Origin of the sequence: Saccharopolyspora antiqui (assembly GCF_052246905.1) — a bacterium.
In the GTDB taxonomy this organism is placed as follows: domain Bacteria; phylum Actinomycetota; class Actinomycetes; order Mycobacteriales; family Pseudonocardiaceae; genus Saccharopolyspora.
Genome location: NZ_JBQQBO010000005.1, coordinates 171,509 through 194,086, shown reverse-complemented (window position 1 = coordinate 194,086; position 22,578 = coordinate 171,509). Strand labels below are relative to the sequence as shown.

General features: G+C 69.6%; 21 protein-coding genes and 1 riboswitch. Of the genes, 12 read left to right on the top strand and 9 right to left on the bottom strand.

All coding sequences use genetic code 11. The features are described 5' to 3' along the window. Positions 1-46: 46 nt before the first annotated feature. On the bottom strand, positions 47-481 hold the full coding sequence (locus ACTWQN_RS11405) for a DUF3052 domain-containing protein (RefSeq protein WP_443203364.1): 435 nt from the start codon (positions 479-481) through the stop codon (positions 47-49). Positions 482-775: 294 nt separating this feature from the next. Between ACTWQN_RS11405 and aceE the strand changes: the two genes are divergently transcribed. Further along, on the top strand, positions 776-3,544 hold the full coding sequence (aceE, locus tag ACTWQN_RS11400) for a pyruvate dehydrogenase (acetyl-transferring), homodimeric type (RefSeq protein ID WP_443203363.1): 2,769 nt from the start codon (positions 776-778) through the stop codon (positions 3,542-3,544). Positions 3,545-3,644: 100 nt separating this feature from the next. Here the strand turns inward: aceE and ACTWQN_RS11395 are convergent, their stop codons facing one another. Further along, positions 3,645-4,286, bottom strand: a complete 642-nt coding sequence (locus ACTWQN_RS11395; RefSeq protein WP_443203362.1) for a nicotinamide mononucleotide transporter family protein — start codon at positions 4,284-4,286, stop codon at positions 3,645-3,647. A 97-nt stretch (positions 4,287-4,383) separates the two neighbouring features. Then, positions 4,384-4,517: riboswitch (FMN riboswitch) on the bottom strand. 215 nt (positions 4,518-4,732) lie between these two features. On the opposite strand from ACTWQN_RS11395, the gene ACTWQN_RS11390 reads away from it, so the two are divergent. Further along, positions 4,733-4,966 (top strand): DUF3263 domain-containing protein, encoded by a 234-nt coding sequence (locus ACTWQN_RS11390; RefSeq protein ID WP_443203361.1) that lies wholly within the window; start codon positions 4,733-4,735, stop codon positions 4,964-4,966. Between the two features lie 18 nt (positions 4,967-4,984). Here ACTWQN_RS11390 and ACTWQN_RS11385 read toward each other — a convergent pair whose 3' ends face one another. Continuing rightward, complete coding sequence (locus ACTWQN_RS11385; protein ID WP_443203360.1) at positions 4,985-5,863, bottom strand: peptidoglycan recognition protein family protein; 879 nt, start codon at positions 5,861-5,863, stop codon at positions 4,985-4,987. Positions 5,864-5,999: 136 nt separating this feature from the next. Continuing rightward, positions 6,000-6,731 (bottom strand): mechanosensitive ion channel family protein, encoded by a 732-nt coding sequence (locus ACTWQN_RS11380; protein ID WP_443203359.1) that lies wholly within the window; start codon positions 6,729-6,731, stop codon positions 6,000-6,002. 222 nt (positions 6,732-6,953) lie between these two features. Here ACTWQN_RS11380 and ACTWQN_RS11375 point away from each other — a divergent pair, with 222 nt between their 5' ends. From ACTWQN_RS11375 to ACTWQN_RS11350, 6 genes are all read left to right on the top strand, one after another. Continuing rightward, a complete protein-coding gene (locus tag ACTWQN_RS11375; protein ID WP_443203358.1) occupies positions 6,954-8,168 on the top strand; it encodes a PucR family transcriptional regulator in 1,215 nt (404 codons plus the stop codon). A gap of 187 nt (positions 8,169-8,355) precedes the next feature. Beyond that, complete coding sequence (locus ACTWQN_RS11370) at positions 8,356-9,276, top strand: ACP S-malonyltransferase (protein WP_443203357.1); 921 nt, start codon at positions 8,356-8,358, stop codon at positions 9,274-9,276. Further along, complete coding sequence (locus ACTWQN_RS11365; RefSeq protein ID WP_443203356.1) at positions 9,273-10,253, top strand: beta-ketoacyl-ACP synthase III; 981 nt, start codon at positions 9,273-9,275, stop codon at positions 10,251-10,253. The genes ACTWQN_RS11370 and ACTWQN_RS11365 overlap by 4 nt, the downstream gene beginning before the upstream one ends. 66 nt (positions 10,254-10,319) lie before the next feature. After that, complete coding sequence (locus ACTWQN_RS11360) at positions 10,320-10,559, top strand: acyl carrier protein (RefSeq protein WP_242188891.1); 240 nt, start codon at positions 10,320-10,322, stop codon at positions 10,557-10,559. Then, entirely contained in the window at positions 10,556-11,800 is a 1,245-nt protein-coding gene (locus tag ACTWQN_RS11355) for a beta-ketoacyl-[acyl-carrier-protein] synthase family protein (RefSeq protein ID WP_443203355.1), read from the top strand. The genes ACTWQN_RS11360 and ACTWQN_RS11355 overlap by 4 nt, the downstream gene beginning before the upstream one ends. A gap of 129 nt (positions 11,801-11,929) precedes the next feature. Beyond that, a complete protein-coding gene (locus tag ACTWQN_RS11350) occupies positions 11,930-13,378 on the top strand; it encodes an acyl-CoA carboxylase subunit beta (RefSeq protein ID WP_443203354.1) in 1,449 nt (482 codons plus the stop codon). A 90-nt stretch (positions 13,379-13,468) separates the two neighbouring features. Here ACTWQN_RS11350 and ACTWQN_RS11345 read toward each other — a convergent pair whose 3' ends face one another. Together ACTWQN_RS11345 and ACTWQN_RS11340 are read right to left on the bottom strand one after the other, a co-directional pair. Continuing rightward, the gene (locus ACTWQN_RS11345) at positions 13,469-14,038 is read right to left on the bottom strand and encodes a hypothetical protein (protein ID WP_443203353.1); all 570 of its coding nucleotides are present in this window, start codon (positions 14,036-14,038) and stop codon (positions 13,469-13,471) included. Between the two features lie 145 nt (positions 14,039-14,183). Then, positions 14,184-14,660: a DUF3145 domain-containing protein gene (locus ACTWQN_RS11340; protein WP_443203503.1), complete on the bottom strand. Its 477-nt coding sequence runs from the start codon at positions 14,658-14,660 to the stop codon at positions 14,184-14,186. Positions 14,661-15,087: 427 nt separating this feature from the next. Between ACTWQN_RS11340 and ACTWQN_RS11335 the strand changes: the two genes are divergently transcribed. Beyond that, positions 15,088-16,377, top strand: a complete 1,290-nt coding sequence (locus ACTWQN_RS11335) for a hypothetical protein (protein ID WP_443203352.1) — start codon at positions 15,088-15,090, stop codon at positions 16,375-16,377. Positions 16,378-16,469: 92 nt separating this feature from the next. Here ACTWQN_RS11335 and ACTWQN_RS11330 read toward each other — a convergent pair whose 3' ends face one another. From ACTWQN_RS11330 to ACTWQN_RS11320, 3 genes are all read right to left on the bottom strand, one after another. Further along, on the bottom strand, positions 16,470-17,144 hold the full coding sequence (locus ACTWQN_RS11330; RefSeq protein WP_443203351.1) for a hypothetical protein: 675 nt from the start codon (positions 17,142-17,144) through the stop codon (positions 16,470-16,472). 104 nt (positions 17,145-17,248) lie between these two features. Beyond that, positions 17,249-18,283 (bottom strand): hypothetical protein, encoded by a 1,035-nt coding sequence (locus ACTWQN_RS11325; protein WP_443203350.1) that lies wholly within the window; start codon positions 18,281-18,283, stop codon positions 17,249-17,251. After that, positions 18,280-18,822 (bottom strand): SigE family RNA polymerase sigma factor, encoded by a 543-nt coding sequence (locus ACTWQN_RS11320; RefSeq protein ID WP_443203349.1) that lies wholly within the window; start codon positions 18,820-18,822, stop codon positions 18,280-18,282. The genes ACTWQN_RS11325 and ACTWQN_RS11320 overlap by 4 nt, the downstream gene beginning before the upstream one ends. 319 nt (positions 18,823-19,141) lie before the next feature. On the opposite strand from ACTWQN_RS11320, the gene ACTWQN_RS11315 reads away from it, so the two are divergent. The 3 genes from ACTWQN_RS11315 (at position 19,142) to ACTWQN_RS11305 (ending at position 22,512) form a co-directional block, all read left to right on the top strand. Next, the gene (locus tag ACTWQN_RS11315; RefSeq protein ID WP_443203348.1) at positions 19,142-19,966 is read left to right on the top strand and encodes an LLM class F420-dependent oxidoreductase; all 825 of its coding nucleotides are present in this window, start codon (positions 19,142-19,144) and stop codon (positions 19,964-19,966) included. Positions 19,967-20,161: 195 nt separating this feature from the next. After that, on the top strand, positions 20,162-22,306 hold the full coding sequence (locus ACTWQN_RS11310) for a carbon starvation CstA family protein (RefSeq protein ID WP_443203347.1): 2,145 nt from the start codon (positions 20,162-20,164) through the stop codon (positions 22,304-22,306). Continuing rightward, positions 22,303-22,512: a YbdD/YjiX family protein gene (locus tag ACTWQN_RS11305; protein WP_443203346.1), complete on the top strand. Its 210-nt coding sequence runs from the start codon at positions 22,303-22,305 to the stop codon at positions 22,510-22,512. The genes ACTWQN_RS11310 and ACTWQN_RS11305 overlap by 4 nt, the downstream gene beginning before the upstream one ends. Positions 22,513-22,578 lie beyond the last annotated feature (66 nt).

Sequence of the window (22,578 nt, the reverse complement as noted above, 5' to 3'; positions counted from 1 at the left end):
ATGCCCACGGGGTGGACGGTGCACACAGCGACTTGCGACCAGCCGGTCAGCGCCGGGCCTTGGCCCGGCGGTAGGCCAACCTGGTTCCCATCCAGCCTTCGCTGAGGCTGACATTCGCCGTCTGGGCCAGGTTCGCCGTCGATGCCGCCTCTGCGATATCGGCCGGTTCGACGTAACCGTCCCGGCCGGTCTTCGGGGTCAGCACCCAGATGACCCCGTCATCGGACAGCGGCGTCATGGCATCGAGAAGCGTGTCCGTCAGGTCGCCATCATCTTCGCGCCACCACAGCAGCACGACATCGACCACTTCGTCGGCATCTTCGTCGAGCAGATCGCTCCCGCAACGCTCCTCGATCGCGGCCCGGACGTCGTCATCGACATCCTCGTCCCAGCCGAGTTCCTGGACAACCATCTCCGGCTCGATGTCGAGCCTCTCGGCGACGTCGGCTTCGCCTTTACCGGCGTCTCCCGCGGCGACCACGGTTTGCTCACTCCTCCAATGCACCGGTGCGACGACCGTTCGGCGCCGCACACCTTCCAGATCTGGCCGATAGCGAACACTGCCAACCGCTACCGGCGCAACTGCTGACGGCACGACACGCCGTAGCAATGCGTTGAGATTCGACTGTAGACCGGGTAGCACTGCGCCAACAGCCTGATGCGCGCAGCTCGTGCCGCCGATGTACGCATCGGCAGCCGAGATGGGGGACCATGAGAGTGTCGGACATCACTGTCGACCACCCTGCCACACGCAAGACGTAGTCGAGGAGTTCCCTTGTCCCCGCTCAACAACGACGCCGACACCGTCCCCACCCAGCGGGTGCGGGTCATCCGGGACGGTCTCGCCTCCCACCTGCCGGACATCGATCCGCAGGAAACCGAGGAGTGGCTGCAGTCCTTCGACTCGGTGCTGTCGGCCAACGGGCAGCAGCGCGCCCGCTACCTGATGCTGCGGCTGCTCCAGCGCGCCCGCGAAAGCGGCGTCGGTGTCCCGTCGCTGACCAGCACGGACTACGTCAACACGATCCCCACCGAGCAGGAGCCGTGGTTCCCCGGCGACGAGGAGACCGAACGCCGGTACCGGGCCTGGATGCGGTGGAACTCCGCGATGATGGTGCACCGCGCGCAGCGCCCCGGCATCGGCGTGGGCGGCCACATCTCGTCCTTCGCGTCCTCGGCCAGCCTGTACGAGGTCGGCTTCAACTGGTTCTTCCACGGCAAGGACCACCCCGGGGGCGGTGACCACCTCTACATCCAGGGCCACGCCTCCCCCGGCATCTACGCCCGCGCCTTCCTGGAGGGTCGGCTGTCCGCCGACCAGCTCGACGGATTCCGCCAGGAGTACTCGCACGCCGGGCCAGGCGGCGGTCTGCCGTCCTACCCGCACCCGCGGCTGATGCCGGAGTTCTGGGAGTTCCCCACCGTGTCCATGGGGCTGGGCCCGATGAACGCGATCTTCCAGGCCCGGTTCGACCGCTACCTGCACGATCGCGGCATCAAGGACACCAGCCAGCAGCGCGTCTGGGCGTTCCTCGGCGACGGCGAGATGAACGAGCCGGAGTCGCGCGGACTGCTGCACGTCGCGGCCAACGAGGGTCTGGACAACCTCACCTTCGTGATCAACTGCAACCTGCAGCAGCTGGACGGCCCGGTCCGCGGCAACGGCAAGATCATCCAGGAGCTGGAGGCGTTCTTCCGGGGCGCCGGCTGGAACGTCATCAAGGTGATCTGGGGCCGCGAGTGGGACGCGCTGCTGCACGCCGACCGCGACGGAGCCCTGGTGAACTTGATGAACACCACCCCGGATGGCGACTACCAGACCTACAAGGCCAACGACGGCGCCTTCGTCCGGGAGCACTTCTTCGGCCGCGACCCGCGCACCAAGGAGATGGTCCGGCACCTCACCGACGACGAGATCTGGGGCCTGCGCCGCGGCGGCCACGACTACCGCAAGATCTACGCGGCCTACAAGGCGGCCACCGAGCACTACGGCCAGCCGACCGTCATCCTGGCCAAGACGATCAAGGGCTACGGGCTGGGGCCGCACTTCGAGGGCCGCAACGCCACCCACCAGATGAAGAAGCTGACCCTGGACGACCTGAAGCTGTTCCGGGACAGCCTGCGGATCCCGATCAGCGACCAGGACCTGGACCCCTACCTGCCGCCGTACTACCACCCCGGCCAGGACTCGGCGGAGCTGGAGTACCTGCAGGAGAGGCGGCGGCAGCTGGGCGGCTACCTGCCGGAGCGTCGGGTGAAGGCCAAGCCGCTGGTACTGCCCGGCGACAAGGTCTACGAGGTGATCCGGCGCGGCTCCGGCAGGCAGGAGGTCGCCACCACGATGGCGTTCGTCCGACTGCTCAAGGACCTCGCCAAGGATCGCGAGATCGGGCCGCGGATCGTGCCGATCATCCCGGACGAGGCCCGCACGTTCGGGATGGACTCGATGTTCCCGTCGCAGAAGATCTACAACCCGCTCGGCCAGCTCTACACGCCGGTGGACTACCAGCTGATGCTGGCCTACCGGGAGAGCGAGCAGGGCCAGATCCTGCACGAGGGCATCAACGAGGCCGGGTCGACGTCGTCGTTCACCGCGGCCGGGACCAGCTACGCCACGCACGGCGAGCCGATGATCCCGGTCTACATCTTCTACTCGATGTTCGGCTTCCAGCGCACCGGCGACAGCTTCTGGGCCGCCGCGGACCAGATGGCCCGCGGATTCGTGCTCGGTGCGACCGCCGGACGGACCACTCTGACCGGTGAAGGCCTGCAGCACGCCGACGGCCACTCGCAGCTGATCGCCGCGACGAACCCGGCGGTGATCGCCTACGACCCGGCGTGGGCGTTCGAGGTGGCGCACATCGTCAAGGACGGATTGCGGCGGATGTACGGCGAGGACGCCGAGAACGTCTTCTACTACCTGACCGTCTACAACGAGCCCTACCAGCAGCCCGCCGAGCCGGACGACCTGGACGTCGCCGGGTTGTTGCGCGGTCTGTACCGGTACCAGGCCGCGCCCGGCGGCACGGGGCCGCGTGCCCGGATCCTCGCCTCGGGCGTGATCATGCCGCTGGCCCTGCGGGCGCAGCAGATGCTGGCCGACGAGTGGGGTGTGCGGGCCGATGTCTGGTCGGCGACGTCGTGGTCGCAGCTGCGGCGCGAGGCCGAGGCCGCTGACCGGCACAACCTGCTGCACCCGGAATCCGAGCCGCAGGTGCCGTACGTGACTCGGGCGCTGGCGGAGGCCGCCGGGCCGGTGGTCGCGGTCAGCGACTGGATGCGCGCGGTGCCCGACCTGATCCGACCGTGGGTGCCCGGCGACATGGTCAGCCTGGGCGCCGACGGGTTCGGGTTCTCCGACACCAGGCCCGCGGCCCGGCGGGTGTTCCTGGTGGACGCGGAGTCCACAGTGGTCGCGACGCTGGCCGCGCTGGCGCGCGCCGGTGAGGTGGACAAGTCCACGGTCGTCGAGGCGACCCGCCGGTACCGGCTGGACGATGTCCAAGCCGCTGGTCCGCAGACCTCGGACCCCGGCGTCGCCTGACACCGCTCGCAAGTGCGCACCCGGGTGACGGAAATGAGTGAAGGGCACCTTTGACCGAGTAAGCCGGTCGAAGGTGCCCTTCACTTCTCCCCCGGACGGGTCAGATCGCGGCGGATCTGCGGGTTCGTTGGACTTTGGCGGTGCGGTTCCAGCTCCACCAGCCGTGGACGACCAGGGCGGCGAAGATCACGTAGATCGCCGCGCTGAAGTACAACCCGGAGGCGATCTGCAGCGGCACGCCGACCGCGTCAACGGCCAGCCAGACCAGCCAGAACTCGACGAGACCGCGTCCCTGCGCCCAGAACGCGACCAGGGTGCCGACGAAGATCCAGGCGTCCGGCCACGGCGCCCACGAGGCGTCCAGCGCGGCGAGCAGCAGCGCGAACGCGGCGGTACCGGCCACCAGCGCGGCGGTCAGCACGAGCCGTTCCACGCCGCTGGCCTTGCGCACCGCGACGCCGTAAACCGGGTCGCTGCGGCGGTTCCAGGCCCACCAGCCGTAGATGGAGATCAGCAGGATCATCACCTGCCGGACGGCCAGTCCGCCCAGGTGCGCGGAGGCGTAGACGGCGAACAGCAGGACCGTGGCGGACACCTGCACCGGCCAGGTCGCCAGCGTTCGGCGTTGCGCGAGGAAGACCACGGCGAGCGCGCACAGCTGCCCGACCAGTTCCGCCCAGGAGATCTGTTGGCCCAGCACGGTGATCCCGTTGCCGAGCACCCATTCCGCGACAGCCCGCACGCCCGCTCCTCCCGCCGGCCACGAACGCACCGGGGTACACGAGCAGCTGAGCCGACGACCGTCGACGTCGCACGCCGACGGCCCGCTGCGGCCGCCCGTGCGCTGCCTCCCATCCGGACTTTCACCGTCGGTCCCGGAATTTCACCGGATCGGCCGACATCTGCGATTTGCAGGTGCCGGTTCGCGGACTTTCACCGCCGGTTCGGATTTCCACCGAGCCCCGGAGCGCACGATCTCTTCTTCGATCCAGTAAACATCGGGCGGCCGAAGATCTGTTCCAGCGGCGACACGTGGGTTGGATCACAAGCCTCGCGTCGTGAACGAGGATTCCGGCAAGAACCGGATCAACCGCTCACGAGCGAGCAACAGACCGGATGGCCGATCGAACACGCGTGCCCCTATCGGTAGACTCGATCGACAGCGATGCGCGAAGGAGGGGACGTCGGATGAACGACATCGACCGCGCCATCCTCGCCTTCGAGCAGGAGCACTGGCACTACCAGGGCAACAAGGAGCGGGTCATCCAGGAGCGCTTCGGGTTCTCCCCGACCCGCTACTACCAGCGGCTGAACCGGCTGCTCGACGAGCCCGAAGCGCTGCGGCAGCAGCCGACCCTGGTCAAACGCCTCCAGCGGCGCCGCGACCAACGAGCCCAACACCGCGCCGTGCGAGACCGCTAGTCCGGCGCGGCGCCGCCGTCACTGCTGGGGGCGCTGGGCGTACTGCTCGGGAGTGAGCTGCCTGTCCTGCTGGATGCGGACCAGTTCGGCCAGCAGCGGCGCGGCCTGATCCGGCGGCAGGGCCTGGAACGCCGCCTTGATCGCCTCGCCGTCGAGACCCTGCGCCGGAGCTGCCGAACCCTGCTGCCCCACCAGTCCGTTGACCAGGTCGACGAGCATCGCGACGATCGTGCGCGGCCCGACCTCGGTCTGCCAGCCCTGGATCTCGCCCTGCGGCCCGCGAGGGCCGAGCAGTTCGTGCTCCAGACGCCGCAGAATCGCGTCCTGTTCCGGGGTCATGTCGTCCTCCTGCTTCTTGCCGAGTTCGGCGCGGAACTGGTTCATGTCCACGTGACCGGGGTCGATCTTGCCAGTGACGCTGGTCTCCTTGTGGCCGCGCGCGGCGTCCATCTGACGGCCCAGGTGGTTGAGCACTGCGGTGGTGGCCCGCAGCGCCGCGCTGTACTGCTCCGGGCTCGGCCCCTGGTCCACGCCCTGGTAGTCCCATTCGAACCCGACGTAGAGGGTGTTGCCGTCGCCTGCCGGGTTCGGGCCGGAGGCCTTCGCCTTCCCGGCGTGGTTGGCCCGCCCGGCGGCGATGAGGTGCACGACACCGTCGAATCCGATCACGGCGTGGCACAGCGGTCCGGCCAGGTCGGGGCGGCCGTTGATGCACAGCTGCACGCTGGGCGCGGGGTTCTCGTAGGACGCGGGGGTCGCGGTGTGGTGTTCGAGCACACCGACGGGTGCTGGTTGCGGTCCCGACGTCGCGGTCCGATCCCGCCAGCCATCGGTTTCGACCACTGTCAACCCGGCGGCGCGCAACACGTCCGCGAGCCAGACGAGGGGCAAGGCCACTGCTGATCACTCTCCCGGCTTGATCCGTTCCCTCATGGTGTCGTGATCGAGCGTGGACGACCACGGCCAAGTGCGTGAAAAAGGTCGGGACTCACCCACTGGGTGAGCCCCGATCACCGATCTGCGCGACACGCGATCACGCGTCGCCCTTCACTCGGACATCGTCGGCACCAGGCTTCGCGCCGTTCTTGGCGGCGTCCGGCGAACCTTCGGCGAATTGAGCCTCGGCGGTGTCCAACCACCGGCCCCAGCGCTGCTGCATGGGCTTGATCAGACCGCCGCCGACCCCGACGACGATCACCCCGGCCACCGCGGTCAGCGCCGCGATCAGCACCGGCGTGGTGACGGTGAGCGCGATGCCGATCTGGTTCAGCGCGGCGATCGCGCCGAGCGCGACGATGAACCCGAAGGTGATCTTGGCCAGCACCGGGCCCATCGCCCGGCTGCCCAGGGCGCTGCGCACCAGGTCGGCGACCACCCGGCCGATCGCCGCGGCGACCAGCACCAGCACGATGGCCACCACGATCCGCGGCACGAACAGCACCACTGTGTCGATCAGGTCCTTGATGGCGGTCGGCCCGAAAACGCCGAGCGCGAGCTGGATGAAAATGAGCAGGATGAAGTAGTAAACGAGTTTCACCAACACCCCGGCCACGTCGATGTTCGATTTCGACGTGAGGTCACCGAGGCCGGATTTGGCCAGCAGTCGATTGAATCCGAGCCGGGCGAACACGATCTGGACAGCCTTGGCGACCGCCTTCGCGATCAGCCAGCCGACCAGCGCGATGATGAGGAATACGACCAGTTTCGGGACGAATGTCGCGACCGCGACCCAGGCCTGCGCCAATCCCTGCTGGAGAGCTCCCACTTTTTTCTCCTCGACAAGAAGAATGCGAATTCACGTTGTGCGGAGATCGTTTCCTGCTGGTACGACGGGCAGCAAACGTGACAGGCACCCCGAAAGTGCGGTTAATTACCTCGATCAGATGACACCATCAATTCCTGGATGTTGCTCCCGGATCGCGGTGCGCCCACCCGCTCGGCGGCTGCTGCCCGCCGGGGCTGATCGGTGGCGTGCGATTCTGGAGGCATGAGTACCGAACGCGCAGGTGAGCGGGATGCCGGTACGCAGCGGCAGATCTCCGCGAGCACTCTGCGCCGCCTCGAACGGGGCTCCGGGGGGCTGGCCAGCGCCAGCGCCAGCGCGATGGAGCAGCGGCTGCCGTGGTTCCGGCGGTTGCCCGCCGACCAGCGGGCCAGCGTGCTGTTGGTGACCCAGACGGGGGTCGCCAACTTCGTGGCGTGGCTGCAGGACCCGACCGAGGCGATCCGGTTGACCGCCGAGGCGTTCCGCGCCGCGCCCCGGGATCTGTCCCGGTGGGTCAGCCTGCGGCAGACCCTGGACCTGGTGCGGGTCGCGATCGACGTCTTCGAGCAACGCCTGCCCGAACTGGCCGACGAAGAGCACGAACGCACCGTGCTGACCGAGTCGATCCTGCGCTACACGCGGGAGATCGCCTTCGCCGCGGCCACCTCCTACGCCGCCGCCGCGGAGGCGCGCGGCGCGTGGGACGCGCGGCTGGAAGCGCTGGTGGTGGACGGCATCGTGCGTGGCGACGCCGAGGAGTCGCTGCTGTCCCGCGCCGCCGCGCTCGGCTGGGAGCCGTCTTCGGAGGCGACCGTGCTGGTCGGCAACGCGCCCTCCGACGACCCGCCGACCATCGTCTACCAGGTGCGCAGCCGCGCGGCGCGAGTCGGTTGCCCGGTGCTGCTCGGCGTGCAGGGCAGTCGGCTGGTGGTGGTCTTCGGTGGTGCGGACGACGAACGCGCCAACCAGGAGGCGGCGAAGCGGCTGACCGAGGCCTTCGACGACGGTCCGGTCGTGGTCGGGCCGACGGTGCCGAGCCTGGCCGAGGCGCACCGGTCGGCCGGCGACGCGATGTCCGCGCTGCGGGCCGTGGTGGCCTGGCCGACCGCGCCGCGCCCGGTACCGTCCGGCGATCTGCTGCCGGAGCGGGCGTTGGCCGGCGATCCGGAGGCCGAACGGCAGTTGGTCGAGTCGATCGTGCTGCCGCTGGTGGACGCCGGTGGCTCGCTGATGGAGACCGTCGACACCTACCTGGAGGTCGGCGGCGTGCTGGAGAACTGCGCGCGGCAGCTGTACGTGCACCCGAACACCGTCCGGTACCGACTGCGCCGGGTCGCGGAACTCACCGGCCGCACCCCGTCCAACGCCCGCGACGCGCACGTCCTGCGCGTCGGCCTGGCGGTGGGCAGACTCGCCAAGGCCCGAGGACTTTGGTGATCACCCTTGGTAACCGACCTTCGCCAGTGTTCACTGATCAGTCACCAACCGGACACAGCCAACAACGATTTGCGCCATCGCAGCGCCCCGTCACCGCCTGGCTTGTAGACACTCCACAACTTTGTGGTCCGGACTTCGTCTCTGTCGACATCACGTCGATCGCCTCGGGGCGTGTTCAGTAGCAAGGGTGATCGCGCTTCTAGCCCCCGGACAGGGGTCGCAGACCCCAGGGATGCTCAGCCCCTGGCTCGAACTGGACGGCGTCGCCGAACGCCTCGGCGCCTGGTCCGAGCTCACCGGCCTGGACCTGATCCGCCTCGGCACCACCGCCGAGGCGGACGAGATCAAGGACACCGCGGTCACCCAGCCGCTGGTGGTGGCGCTTTCGCTGATCGCCGCCGACGAACTGCGCCGCCGGGTGACGATCCCGGCCGACACACCCGTCGCCGGGCACTCGGTCGGCGAACTGGCCGCCGCCGCGGTGGCCGGTGCCCTGACCTTCGACGACGCGGTCGCCCTGGCGGCAGTGCGCGGCCGGGAAATGGCCGCGGCCTGCGCGCTGGAGCCGACCGGGATGTCCGCCCTGCTCGGCGGCGACCCGGACACCGTCGTCAACCACCTCGACCACCTCGGACTCGACCCGGCGAACCGCAACGGTGCGGGCCAGATCGTCGCCGCCGGTCGGCTGCCCGCCTTGGCGCAGCTCGCCGAGGAACCGCCCGCCGAGGCGCGGGTCCGCCCGCTGCCGGTGGCCGGTGCCTTCCACACCCGATTCATGGCGCCCGCCCAGGAAACCCTGGCCCAGCACGCGGAGAAGGTGACCGCGACCGACGCCGCGCTGCCGCTGCTGTCCAATGCGGACGGTGCGGTGGTCACCGATGCCGCCGAGATCCTGCGCCGCCTGGTCGCCCAGGTGACCAGGCCGGTGCGCTGGGACAGCTGCATGGCGACGCTGGCCGACCGCGGGGTGACCGCAGTGGTGGAGTTCCCGCCCGCGGGCACCCTCAGCGGGTTGGTGCGCCGCGAGCTCAAGGGCGTCAAGGCCGTTGCCCTGAAGACCCCTGATGACCTGGACAAGGTCACCGACCTGCTTGGGAGCGACGCGTGACCCGACCCCGCATTGCGCAGACCGCCACACCGGCAGCCACCAGGCTGATCGGCTTCGGCAGCACGCAGGGCAACCGAATCGTCACCAACGACGATCTGGCCAAGTTCGTGGACACCAACGACGAGTGGATCCGGCAGCGCGTCGGAATCGTGCACCGGCGACTGGGCGATGATGGCCAGACCGTGGTCAGCATGGCGGTCGAGGCCGGTGCCAAAGCCATCGCCAACGCCGGTCTGGCACCGTCCGATGTGGACCAGGTGATCGTGGCGACCTGCACCATGATCGGCGGCATCCCGAACGCCGCAGCCCAGGTCGCCGACCAGATCGGCATCAAGGCCAAGAGCGCCTACGACCTCAACGCCGCGTGCGCCGGATTCGTCTACGCGCTGTCCACCGCATCCGATGCGGTGCGCTCCGGTTCGGCCCGCAACGTGCTGGTGATCGGGTCCGAGCGGTTCCAGGAATGGCTGGACTGGGACGACCGCGCGAACTGCATCATCTTCGCCGACGGGGCCGGTGCGGCGGTGGTCGGTCCGGCCGACGAACCGGAAATCGGCCCGGGCGTGCTGGGCAGCGCCGGAGATCTGGTGGACACCATCTACCTGCGCGACGACAAGTACATCTACCAGGAGGGCCAGGCGGTCTTCCGGTGGGCCACCACCCAGATCGCCCCGGTGGCGATCCGCGCGGTCGAGGCGGCCGGACTGCAGCTCTCCGATGTGGACGTCCTGGTGCCGCACCAGGCGAATCTGCGGATCGTCGAGGCCATCGCCAAGAAGCTGCAGACCAAGGGTGCCCGTGACGACCTCGTGGTCGCGCGTGACATCGTCTACTCCGGCAACACGTCGTCGGCGTCCATCCCGCTGGCCATCGACCACATGCGGGCGGCGGGAGAGATCCCCAGCGGTGCCGTGATGCTGCTCGTGGGCTTCGGAGCTGGGCTGTCCTACGCCGCCCAGGTCGCCATCTGCCCCTGAGTCAACCCAAGCTGCCGCGGACCAGCGGTCCGCGGTGAGAACGCAAGAACGAGGAAGGAACTACCCGTGTCGAACGAGGAAATCACCACCGGTCTCGCCGCCATCGTCGAGGAGGTCGCCGGTGTCGACGCCGCCGACGTGACCATCGACAAGTCCTTCGTCGACGACCTCGACATCGACTCGCTTTCCATGGTGGAGATCGCCGTGCAGGCGGAGGACAAGTTCGGGGTCAAGATCCCGGACGACGAGCTGGCCAACCTCAAGACCGTCGGTGATGCGGTGGACTACATCACCAAGAACGCATGACCACCGATGTCGTGATCACCGGGCTGGGCGCGACGACACCGCTCGGCGGTGACGTCGCGTCCACCTGGGACGGACTCGTCAACGGCGCCAGCGGCGTTCGCCGCCTGGAGGTCGACTGGGTGGACCGGTTCGACCTACCGGCCAAGATCGGCGCACCACTGCTGGTGGAGCCGAGCGAGGTGCTGCCCCGCGTGCAGCTGCGCCGGATGGACCGCTGCGAGGCGATCGCCGTGATCGCCGCCCGCGAGGCCTGGGCGGACGCCGGTTTCGAACTGCCCACCGACGACACCGAATCGGTCGACCCGGACCGGCTCGGGGTGTCGCTGGGCACCGGCATCGGCGGCCCCCTGACCCTGCTGCACCAGGACGACCTGCTGGAAAGCGACGGACTGCGCAAGGTCTCGCCGCTGACCGTGCCGATGCTGATGCCCAACGGGCCAGCCGCGATGGTCAGCCTGGACGTGCGGGCCCGCGCCGGGGTGCACTCCCCGGCATCGGCCTGCGCCTCCGGTGCGGAGGGACTGGCCAGGGGTTGGGACATGATCCGGCAGGGCCTGGCCGACGTGGTGGTGGCCGGTGGTGCGGAGTCCTGCATCCACCCGATCACCGTCGCCGGTTTCGCCCAGGCCCGGACCCTGAGCACCCGCAACGACGACCCGGAACGGGCCTCCCGCCCGTTCGACGTCGACCGCGACGGGTTCGTGCTTGGCGAAGGTGCCGGGGTGATGATCCTGGAGAGCGCGGAGCACGCCAAGGCGCGCGGCGCGCGGATCTACGGTCGGCTGGCGGGTGTGGGCATCACCTCCGACGCCTACCACATCACCGGTAGCCACCCGGACGGCATCGGCCAGGTCAACGCGATGCAGCGGGCGCTGCGGACCGCGGACCTGCAGACGTCGGACATCGGGCACGTCAACGCGCACGCGACGTCCACTGTGGTCGGTGACGTGGGCGAAGCGAACTCGGTGCGCAAGGCGATCGGCGACGGCGCGGTGGTCACCGCGCCGAAGGGATCGCTCGGCCACTTGGTCGGCGGGGCCGGTGCGGTGGAGAGCATCATGACGATCCTCTCGCTGCAGCACGGCATCATCCCGGCTACCCGGAACCTGGAAACGATCGACCCGAAGGTCGAACTCGACGTGGTGGCCGACAAGCCGCGGCATGTCGAGCAGACCGCAGCGATCAACAACGCCTTCGGCTTCGGTGGGCACAACGTTGCGCTCGCCTTCGCCAAGGCATGACAGTCGGCGCAGCGGACGGGCCGAGCGTCGCTTGGCCCGTCCTTTAGCGCTCTGCGGTACGACAACAGCCGTGCGGTCGCGCCCGTCGGCGGCACCCACCGTCCTGACATCGAACCTCCGGAGGAACCGATGACCGCACTGGCTACCCGGCTGGAAAGTGAGCAGGCACAACGAGATCCACGTGATCCCGAGGTGCGGTTGGACCAGCTGCTCGACTCGGAGTCGATGGAGCCGCTGCACCCCCGCGACAACAGCGGGATGTACGCGGTGCGCGGCCGCATCGACGGCACGAAGGTGATCGTCTACTGCAGCGACGCCACCAAGATGGGCGGGGCGCTGGGCTCCGAGGGCTGCGGGCACATCGTGGACGCCATCGACATGGCGGTGCGCGAACGCTGCCCGGTGGTCGGCGTGTGGCACTCCGGCGGGGCGCGCATCCCGGAGGGCGTGGAATCGCTGGACGGCATGGGCCAGATGTTCGCGGCGATGATCCGCGCCTCCGGTCGGGTGCCGCAGATCTCCGTGGTGGTGGGCCCGGCCGCCGGTGGCGCCGCCTACGGTCCGGCGCTGACCGATGTGGTCATCATGTCCCCGGCCGGTCGGGTGTTCGTCACCGGCCCGGACGTGGTGCGCAGCGTCACCGGTGAGGAGATCGACCAGGAAGGTCTCGGCGGCATCTCGGCGCACGGCGAGAAGTCCGGTGTGGTGCACGTGGTCGCCGACGACGAGTCGGACGCCTACCTGCGGGCGCGGCGGCTAATCGGGCGGTTCGCCAAGCCGGGTCTGTTCGACCTGCACTCGGTGCAGGACGAGGACGACCTGCGGGCGCTGCTGCCGGAACGCCCGCAGCGCGCATACGACATCAAGCCGTTGATCCGCGGCATCCTGGATGAAAAGGACGACGGAGCTGGCAACATTTCGGCGGACTTCGAGGAACTGCAAGCGAAGTGGGCGCCGAACATCGTGGTCGGTCTCGGCCGGCTCGGGGGCCGCAGCATCGGTGTGATCGCCAACAACCCGCTGCGCAAGGGCGGCTGCCTGGACTCGCTGTCGGCGGAGAAGGCCGCCCGGTTCGTGCGGATGTGCGACTCGTTCGGCGTGCCGCTGCTGGTGCTGGTCGACGTGCCCGGCTACCTGCCTGGGGTCGGCCAGGAGTGGGGTGGCGTGGTGCGGCGCGGCGCGAAGCTGCTGCACGCCTTCGGCGAAGCCGTGGTGCCGCGGGTGACGCTGGTGACCCGCAAGTCCTACGGCGGCGCCTACATCGCGATGAACGCCCGCTCGCTGGGCGCGACCACCGTGTTCGCCTGGCCGGAGGCCGAGGTCGCGGTGATGGGCTCCAAGGCCGCGGTCGACGTCCTGCACCGCAAGAAGCTGGCCGCCGCACCCGAGGACGAGCGGGAGGCGTTGCAGGCCAAGCTCACCGAGGAGCACGAGCGGGTCGCGGGCGGGGTCGGCCGAGCGATGTCGATCGGCGTGGTCGACGAGGTCATCGAACCGTCCACCACCCGCCGCCGGATCGCCGAAGCGCTCGCCGCCGCCCCAGCGGGCCGCGGTTCGCACGGCAACATCCCGCTTTGATCAGCCCGCTTTGATCAGCTGAGCGACGAGAGGTCTCGTGAGCGGTTGCTCGCGGTTCGCACCGCGGCGATCGCTCGCGAGACCTTGTTGCTAACAGCGCCTGAGCAGTGCGCTGTTGGGCAGTTTGCTGGTGTCCAGCCGAAGTCCGCTGCTCGTCCCGTCGTCCGGCACCAGCGGATACACCACGTTCCAGATCACGCACGTCGCCGGGAGTTGCGGCGGTGCGTCCTCGATGCCTTGGTTGCTGCGGAAGGTCAGCATCACCAGCAGTGAATCGTCCGGGCCCGGGTCTATCCGCTGCACGGTCCATTCGGAGTCGTGGGTGGTGTCGTAGTCGCGCAACCACTCGTCCCGCGGCAGTTCCTGCCATTTGGCCGGGACCACGGTGTCCTTCCAGCGGTCGTAGTCCGCTTTGTTGATCGAGTCGAAGTGCTGGTCCAGCAGGGCCAGCACCGCTTGGTGATCGGGATGCGCCACGGCGTCCGGGGTGTAGACGATGCCCAACGGAGACGTGACCGGGGCGGCGAGTGGGTTCGGTTGGCGCTGCTGCTGGGCCTGCGCGTCGCGGTAGACGTACCGGGCCAGGTAGACCCCTCCGCCCGCAGCGCAGAGCAGCACGACAACCGCGAGCGGCAGACCCCATTTCAACCAGGAACGCACGGCTTCAGCTTCGCACACCGCGATCAGCGCCAGCAGGCGCTACGGACAGCTCGCGCCGAACCGAAGCCACCGCCCGCTCCGGCGCGAGCCGCAACCGGCGCTGTTCTGGACGCTCAGCCGACCCTGTTCTCAGCCGACCCGGTTTTCAGCCGACGCGGTGCAGCCAGGTCACCGGAGCACCATCGCCCGCGCGGCGGAACGGTTCGAGGGCGTCGTCCCAGGCAGCACCGAGCAGCTGGTCCACTCGGTGGCCGAACGCCTCCGGCCCCTTCGCGTTGGCGGCCAGCGTCCGCAGCTGGTCCTCGCTGACCATGATGTCGCCATTGGCGCTGGTGCTGGCACGCCACAGGCCCAGTCCGGGCGCATGGCAGAACCGCTGCCCATCCACCCCCGGGCTGGGGTCTTCGGTGACTTCGAAACGCAGCATCGGCCACGCGCGTAGCGCGGTGACCAAACGCGCGCCGGTGCCCGGCTCGCCCGACCAGTTGCACTCCGCGCGGAGCTGACCTGGGGCTGCCGGTTGTGCCGTCCAGCGGAGTTCCGTCCGGGTGCCGAGTGCGCCAGAGATCGCCCACTCGACGTGCGGGCAGACCGCAGACGGCGACGAGTGAACGTAGACCACACCGGAGGTGGGGCCACGGTCGCTGCCACGGGTGCTCACTGCTGACCTCCGCTGTTCGACGAGGAACGTCTTCCCCTACGACCTCGCGTACAGGCGATCAACAGGTGCGGCGCCATTCTGCATTGCGGACAGAGCGCTCCGCCACCAGAAGGTTGTCATTCACCCCGGATCACAGCGTGCTCGGCACCCTGCCCGGTATCCCCCGCCGACTGCTCCGAATAGTGGTAATCGCAGATCCGGGGCGTTGTCACGGGTTTTCGCGTCGCTCGAAGGCACCAACGCGGCAGCGGCGGACGAGTGGCGGATACCACTCGATCGGAGGAATGCAAGAACCCGGCGACAATACTTGACCGCCCCTACTAACGTCTTTGATCGAACAGGTGCGTGATCGCCGGGAGCGCGACGCCCGCGGATATTGGAGGTCGTCATGCGACTGGTGCGGCTCGGTGCGCAACCGACTCAGGTCGGCACCGACATCCGGGCGGCCATCTCGGCCTGGGGCGCCGGTGGTGCGGTGCTCGGCGGGGTCGCGGTGTTCGGCTGCCGTCCACCGGGCAGTCCGCGCCCGCTGGACGCGGTGATCGTGCTGCCGCGCGGGGTGCTCGTGGTGCTCGGGATCGACCTGCCCGAACCCGCGCTGAAGGTCGACGCGCCGCTGCAGACCCCGTGGACGGTCGACGGCTGGCCGCTGGTGCGCACCGAGGGCGCGGTCAACCCCGGTCTGGAAGGTCTCGAATCCGCCGCCGCGCTGGCCCGCAGCCTGCAGTCGCGCGGGCTGGAACCGCTGCCGGTGGCCGCGATCGTGGTGGTCGGTCCGTATGCCGGGCAAGTCACGCAGCCCACCACCGACCTGCACCGGGGGGTGCGGGTGGTTTCGCCCAACACGACGGCCATCCTCGCGGCCGCCCGCGAACTGGCCACCTACGAACGCCCCTGCCCGATCGAACCCGCGCAGCGGTTGTTACGGGTGCTCGACGAGGACTGCGAGCTCACCGGCACCGATCTGGCCGACGAGGGTTTTCCCGAATCGGACGGCACGGATCTGGCCACCGTGGACACCATGCTGATCCCGAAGTACACCGAGAAGGGCACTGCCGGACCGTCGAAACTGCGCTTTTCCCTTCGCCTTCCCGCGCGTTTTCCGCTGCGGTTCGCGCTGCGCGCCAAGCTGATCGCGGCGGTGGCCGCGCTGGTGCTGGTCTGCGCCGTCGTCGGGATCTGGTTGACGGTCGATCGACCGGCCGCCAGCCCGCCGCCGCGCGCCGCGCCGATCCAGCGGGTCGACGGCGTCGAGTTCGTGCAGAAGGTGGCCACCCGGGAGGTCGGGTGCGTCCGGCATTCCTTCGGCGACGTGCAGCGCTGGTTCGAGCAGCGGCCGTGCCGGAGCCTGACCCGCGCGGTGTTCGACACCCAGGTCTCCGGGCGGCCCGCCGCGGTTTCGGTCGCCATCATCGAGCTGCCCGACCAGCAGGCCGCGAGCGCGCTGCGGGAGCTGGCCGATTCGGCCGGTACCGGTGGGGTCACCGATCTGATCACCGAGGGCCTGGGCTGGCCGGGCGGTCCGGGCGGGTTCGACAACGCTGCGCAGGCCGTGCAGCAGGACGGCAGCCAGGTGCGCATCGTGCAAACCGTCTGGCGGCAACGCGCCTCCGCACCGGACGACGTGGGCCTGCGCACCCTGGCCGAACGAGGCCTGCGCCTGACACCCCAACCCTGACCGGACCTCGCCGCACCACAGGGTGATGGGTGAGGGGCACCCGTGACCAAGTAACTGGGTCACGGGTGCCCCTCACTCCGCATTCAACGGGGTCACGGTTGCTGCTCGGGGGCTGGGACGTCGTCCGGTTTGGCTTGCTCGGGGATTCTTGGCCTGCCGCGCTGGCCGGGCGCGCGGGAGTACGGTGCCTTGGTGACGTAGGGGTTTCCCAGGCGGGTCAGGAAGAACGCCGGGGCGAACAGCGGAACGACGGCCGACAGCGCGGCCGCGGTGACACCCGCGCGCACCACGTCGCGCGGCAGCAGGGTGTTCCGGCGGTCGACGAACCGGCCGCTGGTCAACGCCGCCAGCCACAGCACGACCACGAAGCCCGCCATGGTCACCACCGCCAGCAGGATCGCGGGCTGGTAGCCGAGCCGCTCGGATCCCAGCATCACCGCGATCCAGCCGAGCAGCGCGGGCAGTTGGCCGCGCTCGGTGGTGGCCGCCCACAGCAGGCCGCCCAGCACCGCGAAACCGCCGCCGCTGCGCTGCCAGGTATCGGTGAGGCGATCGGCCCACGCACCGCCGGTGAGCCCGAGCCGCCCGGCGAGCTGGCCGAGCACGCCAAGCGCCGTGGGTCCGTCCGGCGCGGCGACGAACTGCCCGACGATCCAGGCCAGCGTCCACAGCGACACCACGAACGCGACCGCCTGCTGCCACCGCGGCCGACGCAGCGCGGCGTGGTACAGCCGCGCCAATTCCCGTTGTTGCGCCTGCACATCCACCCCTGTCCTCGGCCACCGGAGGGCCGTTGATGATCGTCCGGGCGCCGCGCTGAGCAGACCCGGCATTGATCAGATCAGGGGCGTGTCCGCACTGCGGAGCGTGATCAGCTCCAGAACGTGCCGGGCCCCTGGATGCAGACGCCGTCGGCGGTGCAGGCCGGTGGGATGGGGTGGACCGCGGAGCCGTCGACGAGCCACTGCCCCTGCCCGTCGGTGGACACCAGGAAGCGGCCCAGGGGATCCGCGGACAGTCGAGTCGTGCCCGCGACGAGTCGAGGCGTTCGAAACGGCACCCCGGCGCCGATCTTGCGCCCGCTGTCGGCGGCGAAGGTCGCCACCTGCACCTGCTCAGCGGTGCAGTCGACCGGTTGCAGCGCGGCGATGTCGCGCCCGGACCAGGCGATCGCCACCGGCCCGCAGGCCGCGTCGGGCACCGCTTCGACGTGTCCGGCCAGCGAGTTCGCCTCCGGCGCGAGCAACAGCACCAGGGCCCGTTCGCTGCCGGGCTGCCCGGCCAGCACCGCCAGCCGACCGTCGTCGGCCAGCGCCAAGTCGTCGACCCGCAATTCGGGCGGCATCGGGATCCGCCTCTGCTGCTGACCGTGCAAGACCACCACGGCGTCCCCGTCGAGGTAGGCGATGCGTCCGCCACCGGCGGCCAGCAACCGGCCGTCGCCGACTTCGCCGGGCAGCACCCGCTGCCCACCCTGCGGCGACACCTCAACAACCCGACGTCCATCCATAGTGGATGCGACCGTGTAGATGCGGTCGCGGTCGGCGGCCAGGACCGCCGGGTCGGCTCCGGAAACACGGGCCACCTCGCGGTTCTCCCGCCCGGAGGGCACGTCGAACGACGCGATCACCCCGGGCCGGGGCGCGGCGAGATAGCTGTCGGGCCGCACGCTGACCGGCTCGGGCGCCGGTTGACCGGGCATGGCCACCATCGCCACCACGAACGCGACCGCCGCCAAGCCCGCCGCGACGACCACCGCGACCAGCGGACGACGCGGCGATCTTCGCCGCCGCGTCTGGGCCAGCAGCCGGGGCAGCGCGCCAGGCCGCGGCTCGACGTCCGCTACCAACCGGTGCAGCTGCGCGCGCAGCAGCTGCACGTCCGGATCGCTGTTCCCGTCCCTCACACCCGCTCCCCCAACAGACCCGACAGCCGCGACACACCACGCGAGCAGTACGACTTCACCGCTCCCGGGCTGCAACCCATCACCTCCGCGGTGCGGGCCTCGCTGAGATCGGCGTAGTAGCGCAACACCACCGCCTCCCGCTGCCGCCGGGGCAGTTGCGCCAGCGCGGCGGCCAGCACGGCGCGGTCGATCCCGCGGCCGGTTTCATCCGGCTGGCTGTCCCGGGTGGCGAGCTTCGGCTGGTACTTCTTGGCGATCATCCGGCGCCGCAGCATCGAGCGGGCGCGGTTGAGCACCGACTGGCGCAGGAAGGCCAGCGCCTTGTCCGGGTCGCGCAGCCGAGCGCGCGAGTCGAAGACCCGCACGTAAGCGTCCTGCACGATGTCCTCCGCGCTGGCGCGGTCGTCCACCAGCAGGACCGCGATGCGCAGCAGTTGCCGGTAATGCTCCTGGTAGAGGTCGGTCAGCTTGCTCGTCAGTTCATCCATTGCCGCCAGCCCGTCGCCCGGCCAGGCGGTCGCGGGCAATGCGATCGACACCGTCACATCTCTGCACGACGCCCAAGACCCCCTCCATGGTTGCGGCCGGATTTCACTTGTTATAAATCGGCAGCGCCCAGCGGCGGCGGAATTTTACCGGCGCGCCCGACGTCGATGATCCCGTAGCGGCTGCGGCGCATTCCCTGCGCCCGGATGGATCATGCCCGGTCAGGCCCATCGCAGTACCGCCCGGCGCGGGCGGGACAGGAGACGGCGTGGGCACCGATGCCGCCGAGCACCCGGGGGCCCGACCGAAATCTTGCTGTCCACCGCTCGGCGGGGTAGGTCTGTGGTGCAGGCACGCCTAGGGAGGGAACCGATGGAGTTCGGTATTTCCACGTTCATCACCGACGAAGGAATCGCGGCGGCGGATCTCGGCCGAGCGCTGGAAGAACGCGATTTCGACGCGCTTTTCATCGCCGAGCACACGCACATCCCGGCGAGCCGCGAAACGCCCTACCCCGGCGGCGGGGACCTGCCCCGGATCTACTACCGCACGCTGGATCCGTTCGTCGCGCTGACCGCGGTCGCGGCGGTCACCGAGCGGTTGGTGGTGGGCACCGGCATCGCGCTGGTCATCGAGCGGGATCCGATCACCACCGCCAAGGAGGTCGCCAGCCTGGACGTGATCTCCGGCGGCCGGGTGGCCTTCGGGGTCGGCGCCGGTTGGAACCGCGAGGAGATGCGCAACCACGGCACGGATCCGGCAACTCGGGGCGCGCTGATGGACGAGCGGATCCGGGCGATGCGGGAGATCTGGACCGCCGAGACGGCGGAGTTCCACGGCCAGTACGTCGACTTCGATCCGATCTACGCGTGGCCGAAGCCGGTGCAGCAGCCGCACCCGCCGATCTACGTCGGCGGCGAGAGCGAGCGGGCCATCGCGCGGGTCGCCGAGTACGGCGGCGGATGGTTGCCGCGCGGCGGCACCAAGAACCTCGGCGATCTGGTCGCGAAGGTGCGCGACCGGGCCGGTTGGCGGGTGCCGGTCAGCGTCTACGCGGCGCCGCGCGATCCGGCGGTCATCGACTCCTACGCCGCGGCCGGGGTGGATCGCGCGCTGTTCTACCTGCCGACTCACCCGCGCGACGAATCGCTGCGCAGGCTCGACGAAATGACCGAACTCGCCAAACGCCACAGCTGATCCGGCCGCCCCGCCCGGACACCTTGCTTACATCCTGGTTACTTCCGGGCAATGGGCTGGACAATCGGGACACACGAGCAGATCCTCGGGACTGCTGTGCCCTAGTCGGCCCGCACAGCGCGACGCAGCGAATGGAGTCCGGGGACGGTGGCTACGACAACGGCGCCGAGCGCTGGGGCGGCTCGGAAACGCAGGATGAGTCCCAAGGAAATCGCCATCTGGGCGTTGGTGGCGATCGTCGGCGCGGTTTCCTGGGGCGTCATCGCGCTCGTGCGGGGCGAGGAGATCTCCGCTGCCTGGCTGGTGTTCGCGGCCCTGGCCTCCTACGCCATCGCCTACCGCTTCTACGCGCGGTTCATCACCTATCGGGTGCTGAAGGTCGATGACACCCGCGCGACACCGGCGGAGCGGCTGAACAACGCCACCGACTTCCAGCCGACGGACCGCCGGGTGCTCTTCGGCCACCACTTCGCGGCGATCGCGGGGGCGGGTCCGCTGGTGGGCCCGGTGCTGGCCGCGCAGATGGGCTACCTGCCGGGCACCATCTGGATCATCGTCGGCGTCATCTTCGCCGGTGCCGTCCAGGACATGGTGGTGCTGTTCTTCTCCACCCGCCGCAACGGCCGCAGCCTCGGGCAGATGGCCCGCGAGGAGATCGGTCCGATCGGCGGGATCGCGGCGCTGATCGCGGTGCTGGCCATCATGATCATCCTGCTGGCGGTGCTGGCGCTGGTCGTGGTCGGCGCGTTGAAGGGCTCGCCGTGGGGCACCTTCTCCATCGGCATGACGATCCCGATCGCCCTGTTCATGGGCTTCTACCTGCGCTACCTGCGACCGGGCAAGATCGTCGAGACGTCGGTGATCGGCGTGGCGCTGCTGCTGTTGAGCATCGTCGCCGGTAGCTGGGTCGCCGACTCCGGGTTGGCCGCGGCGTTCACGCTCTCCGCCAACGAGCTGACCCTCGCGCTGGTCGTCTACGGGTTCATCGCCTCGGTGCTGCCGGTGTGGATGCTGCTGGCGCCGCGCGACTACCTCAGCACCTTCATGAAGGTCGGGGTGGTCGTCCTGCTGGCGGTGTCGATCCTGATCGCGATGCCGATGATGCAGACCGAGGCGATCACCGACTTCGCCCTGAACGGGCAGGGCCCGGTGTTCTCCGGCTCGCTGTTCCCGTTCGTGTTCATCACGATCGCCTGCGGCGCGCTGTCCGGCTTCCACTCGCTGGTTTCCTCCGGCACCACGCCGAAGATGCTGGAGAAGGAGTCGCAGGTCCGGGTCATCGGCTACGGCGCGATGCTCACCGAATCGTTCGTGGCGATCATGGCGCTGGCCGCGGCGTGCATCATCGAGCCCGGCCTGTACTTCGCGATGAACATGCCCTCCGCCGCGCTCGGCGACACCTTGCAATCGGCCTCGCAGGCGGTGGCCGGTATCGGCTTCCAGATCACCCCCGACCAGTTGGCCGCCGCCGCGGCGGCGGTGGACGAGGAGACGCTGGTCGGCCGAAGCGGTGGCGCGCCGACGCTGGCCGTCGGCTTGTCCGAGGTGTTCTCGCAGGTCATGGGCGGGGATGCGATGAAGGCGTTCTGGTACCACTTCGCGGTGATGTTCGAGGCGCTGTTCATCCTGACCACCGTGGACGCCGGAACCCGGGTGGGCCGGTTCATGCTGCAGGACACCGTGGGCAACGTCTGGAAGCGCTTCGGCGACGTCAGCTGGAAGCCGGGCAACTGGATCTCCAGCGCGGTGATCGTCGGGGCTTGGGGCTACTTCCTGTGGGCCGGGGTGAACGACCCGCTGGGCGGCATCAACCAGCTGTTCCCGCTGTTCGGGATCGCCAACCAGCTGCTGGCGGCGGTGGCGCTGGCGGTGGCCACCACGATCCTGATCAAGTCCGGCCGGGCGAAGTACGCGTGGGTGACGCTGGTGCCGCTGGCCTGGGACGCGGCAGTGACCTTGACGGCCAGCTGGCAGAAGATCTTCTCCGCCGACCCCGCGATCGGCTTCTTCGCGCAGCGCGCGGCCTACCAGGCGGCGCTGGACGCCGGGCAGACCAGCAAGGGCTCGGCGCACACCGTCGAAGCGATGCAGAAGGTCGTCGTCAACTCCACTGTGGACGGTGTGCTGAGCGTCCTGTTCGCGGTGCTGATCCTGATCGTGCTGGTGGACGCGATCCGGGTCTGGATCAAGGCGTTGCGGGCAACCGCGCCGCTACCGGCCACCGAGGCCCCGCACGTGGAGTCGCAGCTGTGGGCACCGGCCGGGCTGATCCCGACCGCCGAGGAGCGCAAGGTCCAGAAGGAGCTGGCAGCGGCCGGGAAGGTCGAGGCGAGCACATGACGACCACGCCGATCATGGCCAGGCTGCGCGGCACCGCCCGCACAGCCTGGCAGATCGTGCGCGGCGTGGTCGGCGAGAACGCCTACGAGCGCTACCTGAGCCACCAGCGCCAACACCACCCCGACGAGGAACCGCTGTCGGAGCGCGCCTTCTGGCGCCGCCACGTGGACCGCCAGGACGCCACACCGGGCTCCCGCTGCTGCTGACCCCCCACGGCGCGACAGCGGACCGCGTTGCGTGTCCGAATTGGTCAAATCCGACCTCGGCGAAAA

What these genes read in the sequence shown, in the direction of transcription:
- ACTWQN_RS11305 (WP_443203346.1), top strand. Translation starts at nt 22,303, where the DNA reads ATGACGACCACGCCGATCATGGCCAGGCTGCGCGGCACCGCCCGCACA.
- ACTWQN_RS11335 (WP_443203352.1), top strand. Translation starts at nt 15,088, where the DNA reads ATGCGACTGGTGCGGCTCGGTGCGCAACCGACTCAGGTCGGCACCGAC.
- ACTWQN_RS11310 (WP_443203347.1), top strand. Translation starts at nt 20,162, where the DNA reads ATGAGTCCCAAGGAAATCGCCATCTGGGCGTTGGTGGCGATCGTCGGC.
- ACTWQN_RS11315 (WP_443203348.1), top strand. Translation starts at nt 19,142, where the DNA reads ATGGAGTTCGGTATTTCCACGTTCATCACCGACGAAGGAATCGCGGCG.
- ACTWQN_RS11350 (WP_443203354.1), top strand. Translation starts at nt 11,930, where the DNA reads ATGACCGCACTGGCTACCCGGCTGGAAAGTGAGCAGGCACAACGAGAT.
- ACTWQN_RS11375 (WP_443203358.1), top strand. Translation starts at nt 6,954, where the DNA reads ATGAGTACCGAACGCGCAGGTGAGCGGGATGCCGGTACGCAGCGGCAG.
- ACTWQN_RS11390 (WP_443203361.1), top strand. Translation starts at nt 4,733, where the DNA reads ATGAACGACATCGACCGCGCCATCCTCGCCTTCGAGCAGGAGCACTGG.
- ACTWQN_RS11355 (WP_443203355.1), top strand. Translation starts at nt 10,556, where the DNA reads ATGACCACCGATGTCGTGATCACCGGGCTGGGCGCGACGACACCGCTC.